At 71.2% G+C, this 20,666-nt stretch carries 22 protein-coding genes and 1 pseudogene; 17 read left to right on the top strand and 6 right to left on the bottom strand.

Going from position 1 to position 20,666, the window contains the following annotated elements; genetic code table 11:
- Nucleotides 1-163 precede the first annotated feature (163 nt).
- From WA788_RS31145 to WA788_RS31125, 5 genes are all read left to right on the top strand, one after another.
- Nucleotides 164-547 carry a DUF6409 family protein gene (locus WA788_RS31145; protein ID WP_335983097.1) on the top strand — a complete coding sequence of 128 codons (384 nt, stop codon included), beginning with the start codon at nt 164-166 and terminating at the stop codon, nt 545-547.
- 438 nt (nt 548-985) lie between these two features.
- Entirely contained in the window at nt 986-1,645 is a 660-nt protein-coding gene (locus WA788_RS31140) for a hypothetical protein (protein WP_335983095.1), read from the top strand.
- Between the two features lie 158 nt (nt 1,646-1,803).
- Nucleotides 1,804-2,076 (top strand): DUF6211 family protein, encoded by a 273-nt coding sequence (locus WA788_RS31135; RefSeq protein ID WP_335983094.1) that lies wholly within the window; start codon nt 1,804-1,806, stop codon nt 2,074-2,076.
- A gap of 101 nt (nt 2,077-2,177) precedes the next feature.
- Entirely contained in the window at nt 2,178-2,579 is a 402-nt protein-coding gene (locus tag WA788_RS31130; protein ID WP_335983092.1) for a hypothetical protein, read from the top strand.
- A 315-nt stretch (nt 2,580-2,894) separates the two neighbouring features.
- Nucleotides 2,895-3,932, top strand: a complete 1,038-nt coding sequence (locus tag WA788_RS31125) for a PhlD (RefSeq protein WP_335983090.1) — start codon at nt 2,895-2,897, stop codon at nt 3,930-3,932.
- A 49-nt stretch (nt 3,933-3,981) separates the two neighbouring features.
- Here the strand turns inward: WA788_RS31125 and WA788_RS31120 are convergent, their stop codons facing one another.
- The 3 genes from WA788_RS31120 to WA788_RS31110 form a co-directional block, all read right to left on the bottom strand.
- Nucleotides 3,982-4,293, bottom strand: a complete 312-nt coding sequence (locus WA788_RS31120; protein ID WP_335983088.1) for a hypothetical protein — start codon at nt 4,291-4,293, stop codon at nt 3,982-3,984.
- Between the two features lie 213 nt (nt 4,294-4,506).
- Complete coding sequence (locus WA788_RS31115; protein ID WP_335983086.1) at nt 4,507-5,172, bottom strand: type I-E CRISPR-associated protein Cas6/Cse3/CasE; 666 nt, start codon at nt 5,170-5,172, stop codon at nt 4,507-4,509.
- Between the two features lie 275 nt (nt 5,173-5,447).
- Nucleotides 5,448-6,110 (bottom strand): MmyB family transcriptional regulator, encoded by a 663-nt coding sequence (locus WA788_RS31110; RefSeq protein ID WP_335983084.1) that lies wholly within the window; start codon nt 6,108-6,110, stop codon nt 5,448-5,450.
- Between the two features lie 382 nt (nt 6,111-6,492).
- Between WA788_RS31110 and WA788_RS31105 the strand changes: the two genes are divergently transcribed.
- From WA788_RS31105 to WA788_RS31075, 7 genes are all read left to right on the top strand, one after another.
- Nucleotides 6,493-6,891 carry an ATP-binding protein gene (locus WA788_RS31105; RefSeq protein WP_335983082.1) on the top strand — a complete coding sequence of 133 codons (399 nt, stop codon included), beginning with the start codon at nt 6,493-6,495 and terminating at the stop codon, nt 6,889-6,891.
- Between the two features lie 160 nt (nt 6,892-7,051).
- The gene (locus tag WA788_RS31100) at nt 7,052-8,773 is read left to right on the top strand and encodes a dihydroxyacetone kinase subunit DhaK (RefSeq protein WP_335983080.1); all 1,722 of its coding nucleotides are present in this window, start codon (nt 7,052-7,054) and stop codon (nt 8,771-8,773) included.
- Nucleotides 8,774-8,876: 103 nt separating this feature from the next.
- Nucleotides 8,877-9,197 (top strand): hypothetical protein, encoded by a 321-nt coding sequence (locus tag WA788_RS31095; RefSeq protein ID WP_335983078.1) that lies wholly within the window; start codon nt 8,877-8,879, stop codon nt 9,195-9,197.
- Nucleotides 9,198-9,958: 761 nt separating this feature from the next.
- Nucleotides 9,959-11,485, top strand: a complete 1,527-nt coding sequence (locus WA788_RS31090) for a hypothetical protein (RefSeq protein ID WP_335983076.1) — start codon at nt 9,959-9,961, stop codon at nt 11,483-11,485.
- 146 nt (nt 11,486-11,631) lie between these two features.
- Entirely contained in the window at nt 11,632-11,877 is a 246-nt protein-coding gene (locus WA788_RS31085) for a hypothetical protein (RefSeq protein ID WP_335983074.1), read from the top strand.
- Nucleotides 11,878-12,159: 282 nt separating this feature from the next.
- Nucleotides 12,160-12,765 (top strand): hypothetical protein, encoded by a 606-nt coding sequence (locus WA788_RS31080; RefSeq protein WP_335983072.1) that lies wholly within the window; start codon nt 12,160-12,162, stop codon nt 12,763-12,765.
- Between the two features lie 202 nt (nt 12,766-12,967).
- Nucleotides 12,968-13,708 (top strand): hypothetical protein, encoded by a 741-nt coding sequence (locus WA788_RS31075; RefSeq protein WP_335983069.1) that lies wholly within the window; start codon nt 12,968-12,970, stop codon nt 13,706-13,708.
- Nucleotides 13,709-13,864: 156 nt separating this feature from the next.
- On the opposite strand, the gene WA788_RS31070 is transcribed toward WA788_RS31075, so the two are convergent.
- Genes WA788_RS31070 through WA788_RS31060 form a run of 3 tightly spaced genes read right to left on the bottom strand, consistent with a single transcriptional unit; the run spans nt 13,865 to nt 15,910 of the window.
- Nucleotides 13,865-15,160: a hypothetical protein gene (locus WA788_RS31070; protein ID WP_335983067.1), complete on the bottom strand. Its 1,296-nt coding sequence runs from the start codon at nt 15,158-15,160 to the stop codon at nt 13,865-13,867.
- Nucleotides 15,157-15,546 (bottom strand): hypothetical protein, encoded by a 390-nt coding sequence (locus tag WA788_RS31065; protein ID WP_335983065.1) that lies wholly within the window; start codon nt 15,544-15,546, stop codon nt 15,157-15,159. Before WA788_RS31065 ends, WA788_RS31070 begins: the two co-directional genes overlap by 4 nt.
- A gap of 55 nt (nt 15,547-15,601) precedes the next feature.
- Complete coding sequence (locus WA788_RS31060; RefSeq protein WP_335983063.1) at nt 15,602-15,910, bottom strand: hypothetical protein; 309 nt, start codon at nt 15,908-15,910, stop codon at nt 15,602-15,604.
- Nucleotides 15,911-16,219: 309 nt separating this feature from the next.
- Here WA788_RS31060 and WA788_RS31055 point away from each other — a divergent pair, with 309 nt between their 5' ends.
- The 5 genes and pseudogenes from WA788_RS31055 to WA788_RS31035 all read left to right on the top strand — a co-directional run.
- Nucleotides 16,220-16,411, top strand: coding sequence for a hypothetical protein (locus WA788_RS31055; protein ID WP_335983060.1), 192 nt, complete (start codon nt 16,220-16,222; stop codon nt 16,409-16,411).
- A 167-nt stretch (nt 16,412-16,578) separates the two neighbouring features.
- Nucleotides 16,579-18,996, top strand: coding sequence for a DUF6884 domain-containing protein (locus tag WA788_RS31050; RefSeq protein ID WP_335983058.1), 2,418 nt, complete (start codon nt 16,579-16,581; stop codon nt 18,994-18,996).
- 38 nt (nt 18,997-19,034) lie between these two features.
- A complete protein-coding gene (locus WA788_RS31045; RefSeq protein WP_335983056.1) occupies nt 19,035-19,406 on the top strand; it encodes a hypothetical protein in 372 nt (123 codons plus the stop codon).
- 130 nt (nt 19,407-19,536) lie between these two features.
- The gene (locus WA788_RS31040; protein WP_335983054.1) at nt 19,537-19,998 is read left to right on the top strand and encodes a hypothetical protein; all 462 of its coding nucleotides are present in this window, start codon (nt 19,537-19,539) and stop codon (nt 19,996-19,998) included.
- Nucleotides 19,999-20,120: 122 nt separating this feature from the next.
- Nucleotides 20,121-20,666, top strand: a pseudogene (locus tag WA788_RS31035) (hypothetical protein); the annotation flags it as partial.

Raw genomic sequence — 20,666 nt, 5'->3', positions numbered from 1 at the left:
CAGTCCCACCAGCGCGTTTCACCCGTTCGGCCCGCATCGGGGATTGGACCCCCACCCCAAAACATGGTTAAATAGAGACTGTTCGGAAGGGGTTGGCACCGCCTCCCGGACACCGCCCGGCCACCCGGCCGGGCGGCCCCTCCCTACACGAGGAGTACACCCCATGGCACACATCACCCGGACCCCGATCCGGCCCAAGCTCTGCGCCGACTCCTACGCCCCCGGGACGCTGGTAGCCACTGACCCGCTCCCGCAGTACCCCCGCATCCCCGCCCGCTCCGGCGTCGTCGTCAGCCCGTGGGGAAGCACCGTTCTGGTCTGGTTCTGGGGACTCGGCCAGCCCATGGCCGGGCGGTCCGTCCACGCGATCTTCCCCCAGGAGCTCATGCCCCTTGGAACGACCCTGGCGACCATGCCCGAGGGCGCATTCCAGGCGATCGAGCGGGGCGTCACTCCGGTGCGGGTCGGCGGCGTCCTCCCCGACACCATGGCCCCGCTGACCACGGCGGTTGAGGCCGCCCGCGCCGAGCGCGACCGCCGCCAGTAACCCCGACGGGCCGCCGGACTCCCCGGCGGCCCCACACTCCCCCACGCGCCAACCCCGCCGGGCAAGCCCCCGCCGGCAGCGCGCCCGCGGCGCGGAAAAAGGGCGCCCCTTCGGGGCGGCAGCCCCGCAGCCCGGCGCGTTCACCGTCGCCACCCGGCCCGGCCGTAGCCGGCCGTTCCGTGCGCCGCCGGGCGCCGGGCCCCCGCCGCGCGCCGCCCGCCGGCCACCCGCACAACCCCCCTACACAGCACAGGAGTTCCACCGTGACGAACCTGCCCAACTCCGAACGCGCCATCCCCAAAATCCCCGCCCAACGCGCTCCGTCCGAGCCCATGCCCAGCCCCCGCCTGCCCCAGCAGCGCGACCCGCGCCAGGACTAGCCCACCGGCCCGGGGCGGCCCGGCAGACGGCCGCCCCGGGCACCACCCGACAGGAGGCATGATGTACGACTTCACCCTTCCCGACGTCGCGGCCCTCGCTGCGGAACTCCTCGGCCCGGGCTGGGCCGCAGACGGCCCCCGGATCGTCCACCGCCACGGCGCCGTGATGACCCTGACCCCCGCATGCGGCGGCGCCCCGATCGAGCTCTACGGGAGCCTCGGGCGCAACTGCATGATTCCCCGCGACGACATCCCCCCCGCCGGCCTGCCCGCCACCGCGGCCCGAGTCGCGGCCGCCGCCGTCACCCTCAGCCGCCGCCTGTACGTGGAACGCGACGCCCTGAGCGAGCCCGGCGGCCCCGTGCTGCTGACGGACGACTGCACCCAGCTCGCCCAACTCGCCGCCACCCTCGGCACACTCCTCGGCCCCGACTGGACCCCGTTCGACTACTACGACCACAAGGCCCTACGCCACCCCGGCGGGGCCTGCCTCATCCTCACCCCCGCCCCCGCACAACCCGGATGGATCTGCGTCGACGCCGACCTGGGCATCTGCGAGAACCACATGACGGAAACCCACTGCCTGTACGAACGCGCCGGAATCCCCCTGTTCGCCGCCGCGATGACCATCGCCGACGAAATCCCCCACCGCCTCGCCCAAGCCCTCAACACCACCTGCGATTGCGTCGAGACGAAGCTCCTGACCGACACCCGCTGACCCCCCAGGGGCGGGACATCCACCCCCCGCCCCCCGGGACCCAGCAACCCCCATCCGAAACCACGACGGCCGACGCCACTGGTAGCAGGCGTCGGCCGTCTCCCCGGCGAGAATTGGTTGGCACCGCCGCCGGGGACTCCCTACACAGGAGAATCCACATGCTAGAGGACATCACCCCCGAACCCGAAAACTCCCGGCCCCTCCCGTTCGACACCATCACCCTTCACCCGCACAACGCCGCGACTCGGTGCCACGCCGGCCCGTTCGTCGTCGCCGACATCCCCCCGGACACCGACGACACCTACGAACTCAACCTTCCCGACCACCACCCCGGCTACTGGGATTGGGCCGCTACCGTCGTCATCGGAGACATTGCCAGCATCACCCGGTGCACCCCCGCCGGCCCCCGCACGTGGACCCCGGCGCGATGACCACCGCGACCAGCGGCGCACCGCCGCACAGGAGAACCACCGTGCCCCGACAGCGCCAGCCACAGCCGCCTGACACCGACCCCCGGCGCCTCATCCCGCCGGTGGAATTCGCGCGGATGCTCGGCCACCAGGACACCACCACCCTCTCCCACTGGGTCAAGAATCCCCCGGCGGGATTTCCCGAGCCGGACAGCTGGGAGCAGCTCCCCACCCGGCGCCGGCCATTGTGGCGCCACGACCGTGCCCAGGCATACGCCACGGCGAACCCACAGGTCAACGTCCGCCGCTCGCACCGCGGCGGCCGGCCGGCCGGCAGCTCCAACTCAGTTCCCCGCCCGGACCGTGATCCCCGCGCTGACGAGGTCGCCCGCCTGCTCGACCTCGCCGACGCCGGCGAGCGCCCGGCGGTCACCCGTGCCGAGATCGAACAGCACTACGACGTGCCCGACTACACCGCCCGCCGCATCCTCGCCCGCGCCCGCGCCCGCCGGGAACAACCATGACCCGCTGCCCCCGATGCACCCGCCCCGGCCCGCTCCCCGCACGCTCCCGCACCACCACCGCCCGCACCATCCCCATCTGCGACCCCTGCGGCCACGCCGAAGCGCGCCGCAACGCCACCGGCCGCGCCCCTATCCCACCCGGCGAATGGCCGACCGGCCGGCCCTCCTGACCACACCCAAGCGGCCCCCGCCAGTAGGCGGGGGCCGCTTGCTGTCCCCTTTCGGGGGAATCACCCCCACATGGTCACCGAGCTCCCCGGCCCAGCGGGAGACTGCCGCCATACGGTACGCCCGGAATCTGCCCGAGGAGCCGATATGGCCGTACATGTGAGCTGCCCCGCTGTGGCCCTGCCCGAACACCGGGTCCCCACATCCGCCGTGATCGCGGACCTGGAGCGGTACGGGGCGAGCGGCGCCGTACTCCGCATCGTGCGGAACCTCGGCGTCGAGCACCGATACATGAGCCGTACCCTCGCCGAACTCGCCGAGCCCGAGGGCGTCGAGGCCCGGAACGTCGCGACGGTGGCCGCCGTCAACCACCTCGGCGCGCAGGCCGCGGCCGACGCACTCCACGCCGCGCGCCTGGACGCCGACGAGATCGACGCCGTGATCGCCGTCCACTCCAGCGGCGTCACCATGCCCGGCCTCGGGGTGCACCTCGCCGCCACCCTGGGCCTGCGGCCGGACGCGCTGCACATCCCCGTCACGCAGGTGGGATGCACCGGCGGCGCGTGGAGCCTGGCCCTGGCCGCGGACCTCGTCGCCGCGCAGCCCGACCGGCGCGTCCTGGTCGTCGTCGCCGAGTCCCTCACCAGCTCGTACCGGCCCGCCGAACCCGGCATGGTCCCGGCGATGTACCGCGCGCTGTTCGGCGACAGCGCGGCCGCGGCCGTCGTCACCGCAGAATGGCGCGGCCCAGGGCTCCGCGTAGAACGGACCTGGTCGCACCTGCTTCCCGACAGCGCACGGTACTACTGGATGACGCTCCACGACGGCAAAGGACAGCACTTCGACTCGACGTCGGCGGCCGTGTCCGCCGTCGCGGAGTGCATGCCGCCGCTGGTCGACTGGCTCAAGGACGCCGGCCTGCCGCAGTGGGTCGCGGCCCACCCCGGAGGGCCCAAGATCATCAATTCCGTGGCCGACGGCCTGCCGGTCCCGGTCGACCTACGGCACTCCTGGAACAGCCTGCGCGAACACGGCAACACCGGCGGGCCGGCCGTCCTGGACGTCCTGCGCCGCATCCACCAGGCGCCGCCCCCGCACGGCGCCCGCGGTCTGGTGGCCGCGTTCGGCCCGGGCTTCTTCGCCTCGGCGGTCACCGGTACCTGGCAGGAACACGCGACGCTCTGACACAACGATGCCGCCCCACCTGCACGGCGGGGCGGCATCAAGGGGGCAGTCAGACTTCCGGGAGCAGTTCGAGCGCCTCCGCAGACGCCGACGACCCCTCAGCCGCGAGCACTGCACGCACGTGCCGCATCACCCCTGCGGGCAACTCGGCTTTGTGGACCGTCTCCACCGGCGCGGTGCGCTGCCACCCGGTATGGTCCAGCAGCGTGGCCATGGTGATGGCCCCCGAATCCCAGTCGCAGACGTCATCAAAATACGTCGCGACCTGCGACACGGTTTCCATCACGCCCTCGCCGTGGAGCCGCTGAAGCATGGCTTGGGCCTTGCGCTTCTGCGCGCTGGACAGATCGGGGTATTTCACGGTGCGTTCCTCGTCATCGTCGTCAGGAAGCGTCAAGGGCGTTTGCCGGGCGCTATCCCCCCTGGGGGCTGATGAATGGCGCGCAGTGCGCGCGGCCCCCTGAAAAAAGGGGGGAGCCCGTAGCGGGACGATGAGGCTGGTACGTTACCACAACTTCCCCGGATGTCGGGTCAGTTCGACCGGGAGAGCGGGCCGGAGGTACGAGGCCGGGTTCTACCGGCGCCGCGCGGGAGGCGAGGTGACCGCCGCTGGCCGACGGACTACGTACCTGAGGTCCAGCATGCCGGCGCCCTTGCTGCGGCCCCGTCCTAGTCCCTCCTCCAGCGCGGCCCGTACCGACTCCGGATGCTCGACCTTCAGCACTCCGCGAATCCGGGTCAGCCCGGCCAGGCTCGGCGGCCCCTTACGTGCCACGGACTGCTCGTCGGCGAGGTGCAGCAGGCTGAAACCGGAGCTGTAGGCCCGTGATACCAGTGGGGCGCCCTCAGTCCCGGCCTCTACGGACTCCTCCGTCAGCCACTCCCTCGCGCTCACGCGGTACTCAACCGGCAACCCCTCTTCTGCGCGGGCCTTCCTTGACGGCCGCCGCACGGTGTTTGCCAGCACCTCAAACCCCCAGACCTGACCTGCGGCCAGGCCGTCCGCCATCACCCCCATGTCCACGACCTGCGGGAAGTCCACCGTCCCCGTCAGCAGCCACGCCGGCTCTGGGCGCCGCGGGTACTGCACCGTCACGGTGGATGCGTCGTCGCGGCGCCACAGGACCCGCGCCCCGTTTTCTGTCTGCGCGATCTCCGGCGGCAGCGGGGCCGTGATCAGCCGCCACGTCTCGGAGTGCTGCGGCACAGGCCGGGGGAACCGGTAGGTAACGCGATACATGGGACTCCTCGGCCCGCGCGGGCCCGGGTGAAAGACAACTCGTAGGCCCTCGGCATCACGCCGAGGGCCGCCCGACTATCGCCCCGCATGCGGCGGGGATACACGGCCAGCAGATCACCATGACGGTTCAGTACCTGCGGGAACCACCCCCGCTTACGCGGGGAACGCGCCGCTTTGATCGGCTCCAGTCCACACAGGGACGGGCAGGCAGGGCACGACCCGGTTTCCCGGGCACGCGATGATCCTGCCACAGGGCACGGACATCCGTCCTGGGTTCAGATCAGTTCGATTCCGGGGGTGGTCGGCACCATGATGATCCACCGTAGGTACTGGTCCCCGAACGGGTTGAGGGCCAGCATGTGCACGTCCACCGGGTCCGGCGAGAGCAGCGGGAAGAACATGGGCCGCTCGCCTAGGTACGGTTCGGTCCGGGCGGTCCGCTCCCACAGCGCATTCACCCCCGGGCGGGCGCGTACCTCCGCCACCACCTCCGCCAACCGCGCATTGTCGGGGCAGCGCTGCCAGGTCGCGCGCACCTCGGCGAGGATCGGCAGCGCCCAACACTTGTCGAACTCCCGCAGCTGAAAACTCGCGTCTGGGCTAAAAGCCCAGGTCACGATGTTGGCGTTGGGTTTGGTCAGCCACGGCGCATGCAGACCGCCCAGCGGATTGCAGGCCAGCACGTCCCACGCCTCATCGGACAGGTAGCTGATACATCCGGTCTGCCGTTCGACCATGTCGACCAGCAGCGGGTCCGGGCGCGTTGCCGGCCGCCGCGGGATCGGGTGGCCGGCGTGGATATACAGCGCCTCAGCCTCCACCGGCGTCAAGTTCAGGATGCGCGCCACCCCGTCGATCATCGTGCGCGGGTACGGGCGCACGACCCCGTTTTCCAGCGACCAGTACAGGCGCTCCGACACGCCCAGCAGCAGCGCCATGTCCAACTGCGTGAGGTACCTCCTCCTCGGCAGCGCAGCTTCCAGACCGGGGATCTCACTGCGCGGCCGCCGGTGTCGCCAGCCTTGCAGCATGCTCCCGACGTCCACGTTCCTCTCGGTGGCGCTGTCTCTCCTACGCCCGTCTCCCATGTAAAGCCCCCGTAAAATCGCACTTTTTGCGGGCGTTCCGCTCTCGGCGCGGTGCTGTGACCCCGCACACGTCTCACCTGCGGAGGTGATGCTACGTATCCATCATAATCACACAGGGTTACCAGAACTCCGGGTGCGGGAACTGGGGGTTCGGGTCTGCGGGGGGCCTCGGGGCGCAGGGTGGGAATCACCGCAGATCACCGCCGATCACGCCCTGACCTTGGGAGTCAGCATGAGGACCCGGACCGCACCCGTTCCCGGCACCGCCGCTCACACCACCCTCAGCCGCCACCCTGCCGCCGCCCGCCGAGCCCGGATCTGGGCCCGGACCACGCTGGGCGGCTGGAGTGTCACCGGCCCGACCGCCGACGACGCTGAGCTGATCGTGTCCGAGCTGGTCACCAACGCTGTCGTGCATTCCCTCGGGCGCATCCGGGCGCAGCTCGCGATCGGCCCCGAGGGCCTGCGGATAGAGGTCCACGACGCCGGCCCCGCACCCCTGCGGCCCACCGTGGACACCGCAGCCAGCGGCCGCGGCCTGGCCATCACCCGCAGCCTGTCCACCGGATGCGGATGGGACAGCGCGCCCGGCCGCTCGACCGCGTGGGCCACCCTGCCGGCCGCCGCCTGACCCTCCCTCAGACCCCGCCTCCCCCTGCCAGCTCCATGTCCCCCCAGGGGGAGGCGGCCTCATCCTCCGGCCATCCCCCCGGCCGGAGACCGCGGGCCGGGACATCCCTCTCCCGGCCCGCGGAGCCCCAGCCCCCCTCACGACACGGAGCCCGCCCGCGATGCCGTACTTTCTGCCGGAGACCGAGACCGACCCGGTGCTGACCGCCTGCCGCGGCCTGGTCCTCGCCCACCCCGACCGCCTCGCGCTGTCCGAGAAACCGCTCTACCTCACCGCGACCGCGCCCGACCCCGCCCGTCGGGTCGCGCTGGTCAGCGGCGGCGGCTCCGGCCACGACCCGCTACACACCGGCCTGCTCGGCCGCGGCGGCCTGGACGCCGCGGCGCCCGGCGGGGTCTTCGCCTCCCCGCACAATGGCCAGATCTTCGCCGCGAGCCTTGCCACCCACCACGGGGGCGGTGTGCTGCACATCGTGAAGAACTACACCGGCGACAAGATCAATTTCGGGATCGCTGCCGAACGGCTCCACGCCCGCGGGGTCGAGGTCGCCACTGTAGAGATCGCCGACGACATCGCGAGCGCGGACGCCGGCGCCGGCCGACGCGGCACCGCGGCGACCGTCGTGGTGGAGAAGATTCTCGGCGCGGCCGCCGACACCGGCATGGGTTTGTACGAACTGGCCGACCTCGGCCGCGCTGTCGCCGACGCCTCCCGCAGCCTCGCGGTCTGCGCCCGCCCCCACACCAACCCCGCCAGCCTCCGGCCCGCCGCGATGCTGCCGCCCGACATGCTCGACTACGGGGTGGGCATCCACGGTGAGCGCGGCGCCCGCAGCATCGCCCGCCCGCGCGTCCAGGACCTCATCCGCCGCATGCTCTCCGACCTCACCGCCGACACCCCCACCAGTCCCGACGGCGTGATTCTCGTCGTCAACGGCCTCGGCGGCACCTCACACCTGGAGCTCCAGGCGGTCGCGGCGATCGCCGCCGAGCAGCTGCACGAGCGCGGCGAACGGGTCGCTGCGGTGCTCACCGGCACCCACACCGCCGCCCTGGACATGGCCGGGATCTCCCTCACCCTCACTGCACTTGCCCCCGGGTGGCTCGACTGGTGGCAGGCCCCCACCGACACGCCCCTGACCGCCTGGCCAGGCGCCGCCGCACCACCCCAGCCGGCGGCCCCGGCCGCCTCACCCCGGACGCCGCTCCCCCGCCGGCTCCCTGGCAGCCGCGCCGCCCTGGACCGCTACGCGGAGATCATCAGCCACGTGCGCGACGCGCTCGGAGACCTGGACCAGGCCGCCGGCGACGGCGATTTCGGCGACAATCTCACCGGCGGACTGCGCGGCGCCCTCGCGCGCGTCGATGCCACCGGGGAGGACGGTCTCACCGCGGCCGCCCACGTGTTCCTCGACGAGGTCGGTGGGACCAGCGGCCCTCTGTTCGGGCTGCTCTTCCAGCACCTGGGCGCGGTCACGGCCGGCTGCCCCGACGGACAGCGGCCCGCGCTGTCCGCGCTCGCCAAGGCCCTCGCGGACGGCACCACGGCGATTCAGCGCGTCGGCGGCGCCCGCATGGGAGACCGCACCCTGGTCGACGCGCTCGCCCCTGCCGCGCAACTGCTGTCCGTGAAGCGCGAGGACGACCCGGCCGCGATCACCACGGCCGCGCTGGCCGCGATCCACGGCGCACGTGGCACCGCCGACATGCTCGGCGGCCGCGGCCGCTCCAGCTACGTCGGGAAGCGCGCCCTGGGCACCCCCGACCCCGGCGCCATCGGCGCCGCCCTGCTGCTGATCGCGCTCGCCGACACCTACGAGCCGGAGATGGCCACCCGGCTCCCCCTGCCCGGCTACGTCGTCCAGCCCGCGACCCGCCCCTAGGCCGGAGCCGACCAGCACCGGACGGGTGACATCCCCTCACCACCCCGCACCCCCGCCGGCCCCCAGAGCCGTTGACACCACGCACACCACCCACGGAGGCACCATGCCCACCCGCACCACGCTCGCAGTCGTCGCCGGCGTCACCCTCGCCGCCGCCGCGATCCTCCCCACGACCACCGCCCAAGCCGCGCAAGCCGGCTCCAGTTGCACCAGCGTGACGGTTCGACAGCGCGTCGCCGTCCACTACGATCCCAACTTCACCAGCCGCGTAGTGCGCAGCGCGCCCAAGGGCGAGCACGACACCGTGTGCCTGGTCGCCATCGGCCGCGGCGAGCAGTACACCGCCTGCGGCCGTCGCGGGTGGGACTGGGACCTGGTCCGCGGCGGATACATCCCGGACGTGTGCGCCACTCCCATTCCCTGACCGACCATCAGCACGCCGTATATGCATACGATTCGCCCAATGCGGTGCAGTCCAGGGACCGGATACGGAAATCAGCCCGGCGAGTCGGCCATGTTGTGATTCACAACAGCTCCCAACAGGCTAGGATCTTGCCCATGGCAGCACCACGAGGGCGAGCACAGAGCGGCCGGACAGGGTCCGATCCCGCTAAGCCTGTGCGCGCACAGGTGACCTTGCCTCCTGGCGACCCCGTTCGCATCGCGTATGACGAGCTGGTGGAGCGCCTAGGCATCAGCGGCGCCGAAGTCATCCGGAGGGCGATCCTCGCCCTCCGGAAGGCCGAGCCCGGCACCGGGACAGCCCTCCGGGAGGCCGGATGAATTAAGGGGGACAGCGGTCCCCGTCCGGCTTCCTACCGTGACGTACCGCCCAGCCCCAGGCTCATCGGGTCCCCGGCTCCCTTTGGTTGCGAGCCACTTGCCGAGGCACCCGATCCCGTCAGATGAGCAGATGAAGCGCCGTTCGCCGGTTTCCTAGGCCGACGGCGGGGGCCTTTCTGCGCCCTGATTAGCACCGAGGCGGACTCCATCGTACCAAGCCGCCGCGGTGGCGGTACCCCCATGCCGCGATCCGGTGTGTCCTCACCGGATCGCCATGTCGACATCGCCCCCGCGCCCGAAACCGCTAGCGCATCGGCCGTAGCCACGCCGGCCGGAGGGACACCTCCGGCACCGCTGGCGGTGCTCAGGCTGCCCGCCATCCGGCTCAATACGCTGTACCGGGTGGCCCAGATCTCGCATGCCCGCGGACTCCTCGCGGACACCAAGTTCCGGCTGCTTCAGTTCCTCAGCCGTCAGCGCCTGGACCCCATGACCGGCCGAGTAGAGGGCCGGTGGGGTACCGACGAGATCGACGGCGGGCTGACGCTCGCCGAGCGATACGCCTGTGTGCACGCCGTCGGCGAGGACCGGTTTTGGGACGACCTGCGCGGCGTGTACGCCGCCGGCTTCGCCGAGCAGGTGGTACGCCCGGCGCCCGGCCGCCGGGCGGTGTACGCGCTGTGCCTGCGCGAGGACGCGATCCCTCACGACCTGCCCGAAGACCTCACCCGCGAGCTGCGCGTGTGGGACCTCCCGGCAGCCGTCGACCCGGACGAGGACGCGGCTTACGGCCGCCTGACGTCTCGCCAGGCTCCCCCCGTCGAACCTCTCGTGATGGTCTGCGAGAACGCGGCCACGCGCCAGCTCGCCGCCGAGCTGGCCGCCGCTCCGCGGTGGGAGCACCCGGCAGGGTCCAAGGCGGCGCAGGTGGCAGGGACAATCCGGGAGAGCGCCAAGCGTCTCCCGGTGCCCCCAGATCTCCGATGCACCGCTGTCGCCGACCACGACAAGACCGCGGAGATGACGGCCAGGGTCGAGCAGCTGTTGGCGAGGAGCACCTATGGCAAAGCGTCCCCTCTATACGCGAGGGGGTTTTCACAACTAGTTGGTTTTTCATCTACAGGTAGTAGCGGGCTCGGCCCGCCATTTCGAATGGAACAGACAAAAACGACGCCTTCGGCGGCTCCTGGACCAAGCACCCGGCCGGGGCCGTTCGGCGAAGACCCTGCCGTCGTCGCTACACGGGTCCAGAGGCGCGTGTGGCACCTCTGGAGGGCCCAACTCGGCTACTCCGAGGTGTTTTTGCCATCACGCGGGCCGGAGGACCGTGGTCGGTCTGTGACGGGTGACGCGTGGTCTGACCTGCACCGCACAATCATGATCGCGCTCCGGCGCGGAGGCACAGAATCGCAACTCGTGGAGCTGCTGAGCAGCAACGTGATCCGCTACGACCAATGGGGCGCGCTCACGTTCAAGGCCACCAACATGGGGCGCCTCGCAGGGTGGAGGCTCTGGCGGTTCATCAACGCGCAGGGCAATTCCCCCGGCTACCGCAAGATCCCGACCGTCCGGCAGGCCGATCACGTGACCTGGCGGGACAACGCAACCACCGAGGAGCGCGAGGCCGCTCGGCTCCGCGCCCTGGAGGAAGGACGCCGGCGTGACGCCGCGATCCGGGCCGACCTGAATGCCCGGTGGCGCCTGGACCAGGTCGAGGAGACACCGGATCAACTTCCCCCCGCCGACGAGCTGTCGCCGGCAGCCGAGGCCCGCCGGAATATCCGGGTCCGGCGGCCGCAGATCGAGCCCGACGGAGAGCGTACGAGGTCATGGGCCTACACCCCGCAGTCGAGCACCGCCCGCCGAGATGCCGCCCTGGCGAAAGCCCGAGCGGAGAAGCGGGCCCGCCGCCGCGGAGGCCAGCAGTGAGGCGGCCCGCCTAGCGCGAAAGCCGCCCCACGGTGGACACCTGGCTATACGACAGCATGGGTGCCGAGACCGACGACGCCCCCGGGGAGAGCTGACCGGTTGCCGCCAGCGAGCGTCCTCAGCCCCCGGCGGATACGCTGCGTGCAATGAGTACCGACAGGGCGTTTCTCGCTATCGACCTGATTCAGCGGACTGAACAGGCTGTGGACTCCGTGGTCCGGATCATGGAGGACACAGGGGTGACGTTCACGATCGGCGACATCGTCCAGAAGATCGAGCGGGAATTGCCTGACGGCTACGCCGCCTCGGTAGTGGACGCTGTGACGCTGCGTGAGTTGATCACGGATATGGTCGATTCCATGGTGAGTGGCGAGGCGTACGACAAGAACTGACGCTGTTGGACGTTCCCCGGCCAAGGGCCGCCCGCCGCGGAGGCCAGCAGTGAGGCGGCCCGCCTGCACACGGCAAGGCCGCTGGCGCCGGTTTCCGGTCCGTTGTACCGACTCCCGAGAAGTTGGCCCCCCACCCCAACACATGGTTAAATAGATTCTGTTCGCAAGGGGTTGGCGTCGCCTCTCGGTGGGGAGAACTGGGCCGACGGGCCGGTCGACGCACCCTGTTGGCGAACGCCTCTCTATCCGTCATCAAGCAAGCCATGAAGGTAGGTAGGAACGATGACCGATCCCACGCCAGCGGAGGCCGCCGCGCAGTTGCTCGATGCCCGATATCCTGGCATCCGCCAGACGCAGCCGGGCCGTATCACGGAGCGGCCGCCTCTGTCCGATGTGCAGGTGTCGCCCGAACACGGGCACGGATACGCTGAGTTCATGTGGGCTGGCAGTCCGGCCGGCGCTGCCCATTACAAGGTGCATGTGAACGTCGGGGAACCGGAGCCCCTGGACCCCGAATCCGATGCCCTGTACTGCCGGGTGCGGAGCTGGGCCACGGTCCACTCACCCGACAACCTCAGTTTCGGCGATAGCGGGCACGTAGCGTGGTTCCGCACCAACATCCAGTCGCAACTTGCCTTTCCGTGGGTCGAAGTGGTCGCCGTAGAGGACTCGACCGACCCGCGATACGCCAGCGCGATCCTGACCGCAGTGGGCCGCGCGTTGGAGGCCGCCGGCCTGGCCACCGTCGCGGCTGTGGCGACCAAGGCATCCGGTGATGCCGCGGTGGCGTCGGAAGAAGAGCGCGTGCGCGCTGGCCTCACGCGTCTGGAGTGGCGTAAGGAACTGCGGAGGCGACAGCGGGAGGCCCGGGAAGGCGGCGCCCAGTAGCGGCCGGGTTTGAGACGCAGCAGTCCCGCAGGGGTTACCGCCCGCCGCCCCCGGTTGCGCGGGACTGCTCACGATCGGCCCAGGTCGCATACGCCAGAGCTGACGCCGGTGGGCCTCAACCGCTGAACTGCGATGTTGTAAAGAGCTTTACGTTTGGTGTATAGTGCTTTACATGACAGTCTTTGCGTTCGATAGTCGCTATGTGACGCAGATCGAGTTGGCTCGCGCTTATAAGGCCCTGGGGCACATCCCCGCAGTGTCTACCCGGGATTCCTGGAGCGCGATTCTGCTGGTTCACGACAGCCTCTCCATGAGTTGGGCATGCCGGGTGCTGGAACCGCCGGAGTTCCGGGAGGAGCGTCCGGCGGCTTACGCCTGGCACATTATCGCCCAGGCCGGTGAACTGAGGTGGCCGCCGCTGCGGCCGGAAGCGGAGATCTGGCCCGCCCTCCTGGCCAAGGAGCCCGTGCCCACCGGCGAGAAGGCCGAACGGGAGGCCCGCATGTGGGGCCAGAGCATCGAGGAACTGCACCGCACTCGCCTGCGGCGTCACTACCTGGGCGATGCCTACATTGGCAATATGAAGCGGAATCAAGGGGACGTTAATTTCGATCCTCTTGTCAGGGACTGGGATACAACTGCCCGTGAATTCGCCGATTTCCTTGACACCCACCGCCCGCCCAAGCTCACCCCTGACCAACGGGTCATGGAACAGGGAGTCCGCTTGGTCGAGCTGGAGACTGAGGCAGTAAACGCGAGGGCGAGCCTGGCCGGCCTCATGCGCAACGCCGAGCGCGAAAGCCGCCGCACGCATGGCACCGTCCGCCGCGGTTTCAAGACCGACATGTCCCGCTGGGGCGGCGTCAGCCGCCCCACGGTGGACGCCTGGCTATACGACGACAGCGACGCCGGCGGCGACGACAGTCAGTGGAACACCCGTTAACGGCTATGCGCCATTCGCGCAATTTTTCAACCGTCCGCTCAAGTTCACCAGCCGCCGGATTCCTAACGGGCGCCTCAGCCCGCCCCCGTCGAGCACGTCGACCAGTCACCGGTGCGTCACGGCCGCGCCGGTGACGCAATGGGCCGGGCCGCCGGGTCACTCCCGCAGGCTCGCCCGCATGTGCACCGTCGGGTTGTCCGCCCAGGGCAGCAGGTCGATCCCGTACCGGGCCAGGGCTTTGGAGCCGGGCACGAAACGACAGGACCGTTCGATGACGTGCCGGGGCATGCCCATGCGTTCCAGGTGGCGGATCAGGCCCCGGCGCATGCTGTGCCCGGTGTACCGGGGCAGCCGGCGCCGCAGCGCTCGCCGGCGAAGGCGTCGGGACGTGCGGATCTCCGCCCGCTGTTCGTCGCTCTCGGCGGCCGCCAGCTCCGCGTGCTCCGCCGTAGTGCTCAGCAACTCCGTCTCCGACGTGGTGAGCTCGCGCACCAGGCCGGCCGCTTTCGCGCACGTGCGGATCAGGTTGCGGATCGTGCGGGCGCCGATGCCGGCCGCCTGCCGCGCGTCGACCGGTTGCCGGCCAGCGCACGTCCCCGTGCCGCCGATGCGGCCCCACCGGTCAATCCGTCGCAGCAGGGGGCCGGTGTGCGCGAGGCCGTGCGCGTCCAAGACGCCCATCCACTCGCGGTAGGCCCGCACCGGGCACAGGTCCGCGTCCGCTTCGCTCTGCGCGACCAGCCGCACGAAGTCCCTGCGCCTGCCGTGCACGTTGGTCTTGCTGCGGCGTACCACGATCTCCAGCGCAGGCAGCTCGACCGCCGGGCCGCCGTCCGGGTCGGGCACCGCGGCGACGTCCTCGCGGACGTCGAGGACGCCGACCGCCCCCGGTTCACACGAGCGGCCGGCCATGTACCAATCGAGCAGCAGCGCGAAGGCGTCGCGGCGGCCGCGGTCCGTCGACCGGTCGAGGGTCCGGAGCATCTTCCGCAGGTCGGCGCGGGTGCATTCGGTCGACTGCAAGGCGTCGCCCGGGTCGTGCGGATCGGTGGCCACCTCCAAGGCCCGCGAGTCGAGGACCCCTTGAATCAGGTACCGATCCTGTTCACCGAGCGGCCGGCCGTTGACCGCCAGCAGGTTGGTCAAGGTCGAGGCGTATGCCGCGATCGTCTCGACCGGGTGACGCAGCCGCGCGAGGTGCGCGCAGTAGTCCGGCACGGTGCCTGGGTCGTACGGGGCCCGGCCACGCTCGCGGCACCAGTCGAGGAACAGGCGCGAGCGGGACTCGCGGCCACGGCGGGTGTTCGCCGGCGTGGCCAGTTCGACCCTTCGGGCGGTGTCCGCGTCGATCTCGTACCCGGCCGGGGTCAGGACCCGGCCAGCGTCGGCGGCCGAGGTGAAGCGCACCGGCAGCAGTTCGGCGCCGTCATCCGGTGTGGTGACCGTGGTCATGATGTCTCCCCGTCCCGCCGTGCGGCGTCGTCCGTCGAGGGCTCTGGCTCGACCCACAAAGTGGCGTACAGCCGGGAGCGGTCCGGGTCGTTGGTGCAGTTCTCGCTCCACTGCCATTCGGCAGGCGTGCCGTCGTACGTAACCCGGGGCCGCAGTCCCCAGCCGGTCAGCACATCGCGGCGGGCATCCGGCGACGGGGGCAGCGGGCCACGGGGAAACCAGTGGTCCGCTGCCGGGCCGTGCTCGTCGGCCAGTACGGACAGCCACCAGCATTCGCGCCAGCTGTCCGTCGCGTATGTGAGGTGCGCGTGGCGCATCACCGTCCCGGCATCCTCGGTGGGCAGTGACGTGCCGGCCGCGGCCGGCGGTCGCTCGATGGCGGACATGATGAGCCCCTTTCGTCGGGCTTGCGGTCCAGTGCAACACCCCGGCGGGGGTTGTTTAGTGCTCGGCCCACTCGTCCGGCCAACCGTCCCGTTCCTGCGTGAAGATGCCGGCCGGCACTTCCAAGTTGGCCAGCAGGCCGTTGCTCACCTTGCTGCCGACGACGAGCGTGCGCAGGTACTCCACGTCCGTGGTCAGCCTCGTGACGTGGCGCCCGAAAGCGTCGGTCGCCATGATGAGGCCGTACCCGCCGTCCACCGCGGGGAGGCCGGCGGCCGCGCACCAGGCGGTGTACCGGTCGGGCCCGCCGAGGTCCGCCGCTGTGGCGAAGGCGAATTCCCGCGCGATGCTCTCGTTCCCGGGCATGACGCCCCTTTCGCCGGTTGTCTTCCGGTCCGCCCGAATTCGCGCCGGTCCGTAACTGACCCTCACGGAGGGTTCGCGCAGCAGACTATCAGTGATTTCCGACTCTGTGAGGGAATCGGAAATCATCGGCCGGCGGCGCCCGAAAACCGCATGACATGCCCGCGACAAGGCGAGATGAGTTCGGTTTGGTTTAGTTAACTTGGTTCAGTTCAGTTTGGTTTGGTACTTGAGTTTGGTTAGGTTGCGCGGTACGATTCAAACGAAACGTTGGAACGACCGAGAGGGCAGACCGTGCACCGACCCGAGGGCATGACCGATCAGCAGTGGGCCGAGTTCCTGGCGTGCGAGGCCGACCACCAGGAGGACATGCGGGACGCCGCTCACCGCGAATTCCTGATCGAGACCGGCCAGTTCGCCGAGGAGGACCAGGAGGAAGACCGGGCCGAGCCGGCGCCCTTGCGCATCAACCCGGACCCCTGGCCGGGCGGCGCCCCCTTCTGACTCCCCCGCCGACACCCCAACCCGAACTGAGCGAGAGGAACAGCAATGCGGCACATCGAGGGACTGCCGGCGAACGTGTCGATCGAATCGCTGACGCTGCGGGACGACGCGTACGCGGTGCTCTGCCTCATCTGCGGGGGCGGGGGCGCCCCGGCGACCGTCGAGACGTGCCGCGGCGAGATGGCGAAGGCGCCGCGTGGGCGGCCGCGCTCCGTCACGACGACGAGCACGCCCGGCGCCGTGACGAGCTGGAGAACGGCGAGCGCCGCCGCCAGCAGGCCGCCGCGCTCAACTGGAGCCAGGCCCAGGCCGACGCGATGCTGTGGGCGGACCGCGATTGGCTGCACTTCGACGGCCAAGTGTTCTACAAGAAGGACATGAGCGACCCCCGCGCCGGCCGCGGCCGCACCGTCGCCCGGGCCCGCGTCGAGGCCCTGGTGAACGCCGGATTCCTGCGGGTCACCGGGCAGTCCGTCCAGCTCACCCGCGACGGGCACGACGCCCGCCACGCGTGGATCGCCGCCGGCGAGCCGGCCGCCCAGGAATCGCGCCACCTCCGACCGCTGATGGGGGGCGAGGAGGAAGCCCGCCAGGACGCCGAGCGTGCCGCCTACCTCGCCGCCGCCCGCGAGCAGCAGGCCGAACGCGACGCCCTCGCCCGCCGGTTCACCCCGGAGCCGGCCCCGGCCGCCGCCGTCGACCCCGCCGCGTGCGACCACGAGCGGTACGTGTGGCTCTACCTCACCGCCGACTGCATCACCGGCCGACTCGGCTACCACCTCGCGTGTGCGTGCGGGCAGGAGACCAAGGCGTACCCCGGCAACTCCCCCGCGATGAACACCGGCACCGCGACCCGCCCGCTCGGGATCGCGGACGCCGACACCGGGACAGCCGTGTTCCACGCCGACCGGTGCGGGTACGGCGTCACCGGCCGGTGGGAGGTGCTGGACGAGCACACCAAGCGCGCCGCCGTCGAGCCCGCCGACGAGCCGCTGTGGCCGGCCGTCACCGACCCCAACCGCGGCCCCGCGGCCGCGCCGGTCGCCGCCGTCGACCAGGACGCCGCCGAGCAGCCGGCCCCGGCCGATTCCGTCACGCACGCCCCGGTGACGGAAGCCCACGAGGACGAGGATCAGACCGCCCAGCGCCACCGCTCCGCCATCCTGAACGCGGAACTGGGGCTCCAGCCCGGCGAAGCCGACGCACTGACGTGGGCCGCCGCGGGACACCTGCACCGCAACGGCAACAGCTACCACCACCGCGACCCCGCCAAGGCCCGCAACCGATCCGGCCGCACCGTCGCCCGGGGCCGCGTCGAAGCGCTGATTCGGGCCGGCTACCTCCACCACGACAACGACCACGGCCCCGTCACCCTCACCCCCGCCGGAGACGCCGCGCACCACGCGTACACCGCCCTGTGCGCCGGAGCCAGTGACGACGACCTCGCCGGCTACCGCGCCCAACTCGCCGCCCACCACGACGAGCGCGAGACCCAAACCACCGCGGCGGCCGCCGCCGAATCCGTCACGGACGAGCCCGTGACGAAAACGGCCGGCCCGGCGGCCACGGACGACGCGGCCGAGGCGTACGCCGCGTGGATCGACCGGCAAGCCGAACGTTCCGGCCAACTCGCCGTCGACGGCCCCGGCATCGTCGGCCCCGGGACACAGATCACCTACCGGGACGGCCGCGGCCCCGGCATGCGCTCGAAGCACTCGACTTCCGGCACCGTCGTACGGATCGGCCGTACGGCCGTCGCGTGGCGCCCGTACGGCGCCCGCCGGGTGCTGCGGACCCCGCTGGACCACATGCGGGTGACCGTGCCCCGCACCGGCGCCGTGGTCGAGGACAGCGGCCGCACCGCCGGATGGCGCCGGTGGAGCCTCGCCGAACACCTCGCATACGCCCGCCGATTCACCGCCCCGGCCCCCGAGACCGTCGAGGCCGCCAGCGCCCCGCAGAGCGCCCCGCAGGACCCGGCCTGGCCGGACGCCCGCCCGGAGGACACCGAGCCCGTACAACTGCCGCTGTGGCCCGCGCCGGTGGCCTCTCATGCCGCAGCCGCCGCCGAGCCCGCAGTGACCGCCGACGGTTCGACGGCCGCCGTCGAGTCCCGAGCCGTCACCACGGCTGCCGTGACGGAATCCCTCGCCGCCGGCCCGGTGGTGGTCATCCCGTGCAGCGGCGCGAAATTGGACCGCCCGGCGCCCGCCGGTGAGCTCTACCGCGGATCGCTGCACACCATGTGCCGTCGGGCCGCCGACGCGCTCACCGCCGACGGGGGCACCGTCGTGGTGCTCTCCGCCCGGTGGGGACTGGTGCCCCTCGCCCAGGTGATCGCCCCGTACGAGCTCCGCATGGGAGACACCGGAGCCGTCACCGCCGCCGAACTCCGCGCGCAGGCCACGCGGCTGGGAATCGACCGTGCCGAGGACGTGACCGTACTCGCCGGCGCCGCGTACACCACCGCGGCCCGTAGCGTGTGGTCCCACGCCGCCGCCCCGCTCGCCGGAAGCCGCGGAATCGGCGAGATGCGCCAGCGCCTCGCCCAGCTCGCCCGCACCGGCCGCCGCCAGACCGCATGACCTCCGACCCGCCCCGCCACCCCCGAGGAGACACCGCCGTGACCGATCAGCCCGCCACCGCCACGCACGACCAGGACGACGAGTACACCCGCGTGCGGCGCGTCATGACAGACGCTGAGTACGACACCGCCTATGACCGTGCAGACACAGCGGCGCGGGCCGCCGGCGTCACGGTGCCTCACCCCGCACTGTCCGACATGGTCCGCGGGGTTCTCGCCGCCGCCGGTCTGCTCACCCCGCCGCCGGAGCCGGACACCGAGGCCGGGACGTGCACCGCGCTGTTCCCCGACCCCGAGGGCGAGTGGTGGCAGTGCGAGCAGGAGCCCCACGACCCCGACGAGGGGCACGACGGGGGCGATTGGGGTTGGAGCGACAAGAGCCCGAACGCCATCCCCGCCACCCGCCCGTAGGACCGCGAGACACCCTCGACCGGCTGCGCGAAACCGTCCGCCGGTCAAGTCGCCGAGCTCTACGCTTGGCGAGTGCTCCCCACCTTTGTGGGGTTTGTCCGAGCCCACCCACAAACCCGAAAGAGGGAGCATGAGCACCGTCACTCTGCACACGGCCGACGTTTGGCGAGTCCAGTACACCAGGGCCGGGATCACACACGGCGACAAGCCCGCAGACCTGTGCCACGCCGTCCTGTGGTCCGTCAGCACCGCCCAGGATGGCGCCGCGGAAGTAGTGGGCGGTATCTGCTTCGGCAGCGAGTACACCTACGAGGGCCCCGGGATCGCGTTCCGAGGACGCCAGGAGGGCGACACCATCGCGGTGAGCGCCCACGGGATCAGCGCGGAACCCGAATCCGGCCACATGACCGCCCAGCCAATCACGCACGTGCGTCTGATCGGCACGGACCCGATCAGCACGTACGTTCCACGCGATCCCGCCTACAACAGTTGCGAGATTATGGCCGCCGGGGCTCGCAAGAGGACTGACCCGCAGGACCCGACGTACCACGGCTGGATCTGGACCGCGGAAGGCGCGTCCCCCAGCGTGTAGCCGCATCCTGCGCCCACGACACGCGGCCCCCGCTACTCAGCACCTTGGCCGGCGCCGCCTGTAACCGGGGGGCGCCGGCCAACGCGTTGACCAACCAACGACCACACGAGAGACGAGAGAGCGTGAGCGAGACCGAGGGCACCCAGCCGACCGGCACCACGACGGCCGACACGAAGACGTGCCGATACCCCGGGTGCACCCGGGAGCCGGAACCCGCGAAGGGGCCAGGCCGCCCGCCGCAGTTCTGCAACGACCCCGGACACAACAAGACCACCGCGTTCCACGAGCGCCGCCGACGAGCCAAGGAGACCGCAGCCGCCGCCGGCCAGGTCACCACCGACGACCCAAACCGGCCAGTCGACTACTCGGCGACCCGCACCCGCGAGTTGCTGCCGATCGTCAAACGCCTCGCCGTCGAGCTACGCGGCAGCTTCGCCGAGCTGGTCGCGCAGTTGGACACGATGACGGACCCCGGCGCGGCCGCCGTCGAGATGGAGACCGCACAGGCCACGGCTGACGAGGCCGTGGCCAAGGCAGAGGCAGCACAACGCACCGCGATGAGGGAGCGCAACGAGGCCATCGCGCAGCGCGAGGAAGCCGACGAACTCGCGGAGGAGGCCCAGGCCGAGGCGGAGCGGGTGAAGGTCGAGACGACGCAGCGCATCGAG

The sequence above is a fragment of the Streptomyces sp. CA2R106 genome (genome assembly GCF_037034245.1).
GTDB lineage: Bacteria > Actinomycetota > Actinomycetes > Streptomycetales > Streptomycetaceae > Actinacidiphila.
This window is presented reverse-complemented; position numbering and strand designations above follow the sequence as displayed.

Bases quoted from the DNA above. Each gene is read 5' to 3' on its own strand.
- WA788_RS31145 (WP_335983097.1), top strand. From the start codon at position 164: ATGGCACACATCACCCGGACCCCGATCCGGCCCAAGCTCTGCGCCGAC.
- WA788_RS31140 (WP_335983095.1), top strand. From the start codon at position 986: ATGATGTACGACTTCACCCTTCCCGACGTCGCGGCCCTCGCTGCGGAA.
- WA788_RS31135 (WP_335983094.1), top strand. From the start codon at position 1,804: ATGCTAGAGGACATCACCCCCGAACCCGAAAACTCCCGGCCCCTCCCG.
- WA788_RS31125 (WP_335983090.1), top strand. From the start codon at position 2,895: ATGGCCGTACATGTGAGCTGCCCCGCTGTGGCCCTGCCCGAACACCGG.
- WA788_RS31115 (WP_335983086.1), bottom strand. From the start codon at position 5,172: ATGTATCGCGTTACCTACCGGTTCCCCCGGCCTGTGCCGCAGCACTCC.
- WA788_RS31110 (WP_335983084.1), bottom strand. From the start codon at position 6,110: ATGGCGCTGCTGCTGGGCGTGTCGGAGCGCCTGTACTGGTCGCTGGAA.
- WA788_RS31105 (WP_335983082.1), top strand. From the start codon at position 6,493: ATGAGGACCCGGACCGCACCCGTTCCCGGCACCGCCGCTCACACCACC.
- WA788_RS31100 (WP_335983080.1), top strand. From the start codon at position 7,052: ATGCCGTACTTTCTGCCGGAGACCGAGACCGACCCGGTGCTGACCGCC.
- WA788_RS31095 (WP_335983078.1), top strand. From the start codon at position 8,877: ATGCCCACCCGCACCACGCTCGCAGTCGTCGCCGGCGTCACCCTCGCC.
- WA788_RS31085 (WP_335983074.1), top strand. From the start codon at position 11,632: ATGAGTACCGACAGGGCGTTTCTCGCTATCGACCTGATTCAGCGGACT.
- WA788_RS31080 (WP_335983072.1), top strand. From the start codon at position 12,160: ATGACCGATCCCACGCCAGCGGAGGCCGCCGCGCAGTTGCTCGATGCC.
- WA788_RS31070 (WP_335983067.1), bottom strand. From the start codon at position 15,160: ATGACCACGGTCACCACACCGGATGACGGCGCCGAACTGCTGCCGGTG.
- WA788_RS31065 (WP_335983065.1), bottom strand. From the start codon at position 15,546: ATGTCCGCCATCGAGCGACCGCCGGCCGCGGCCGGCACGTCACTGCCC.
- WA788_RS31060 (WP_335983063.1), bottom strand. From the start codon at position 15,910: ATGCCCGGGAACGAGAGCATCGCGCGGGAATTCGCCTTCGCCACAGCG.
- WA788_RS31055 (WP_335983060.1), top strand. From the start codon at position 16,220: ATGACCGATCAGCAGTGGGCCGAGTTCCTGGCGTGCGAGGCCGACCAC.
- WA788_RS31040 (WP_335983054.1), top strand. From the start codon at position 19,537: ATGAGCACCGTCACTCTGCACACGGCCGACGTTTGGCGAGTCCAGTAC.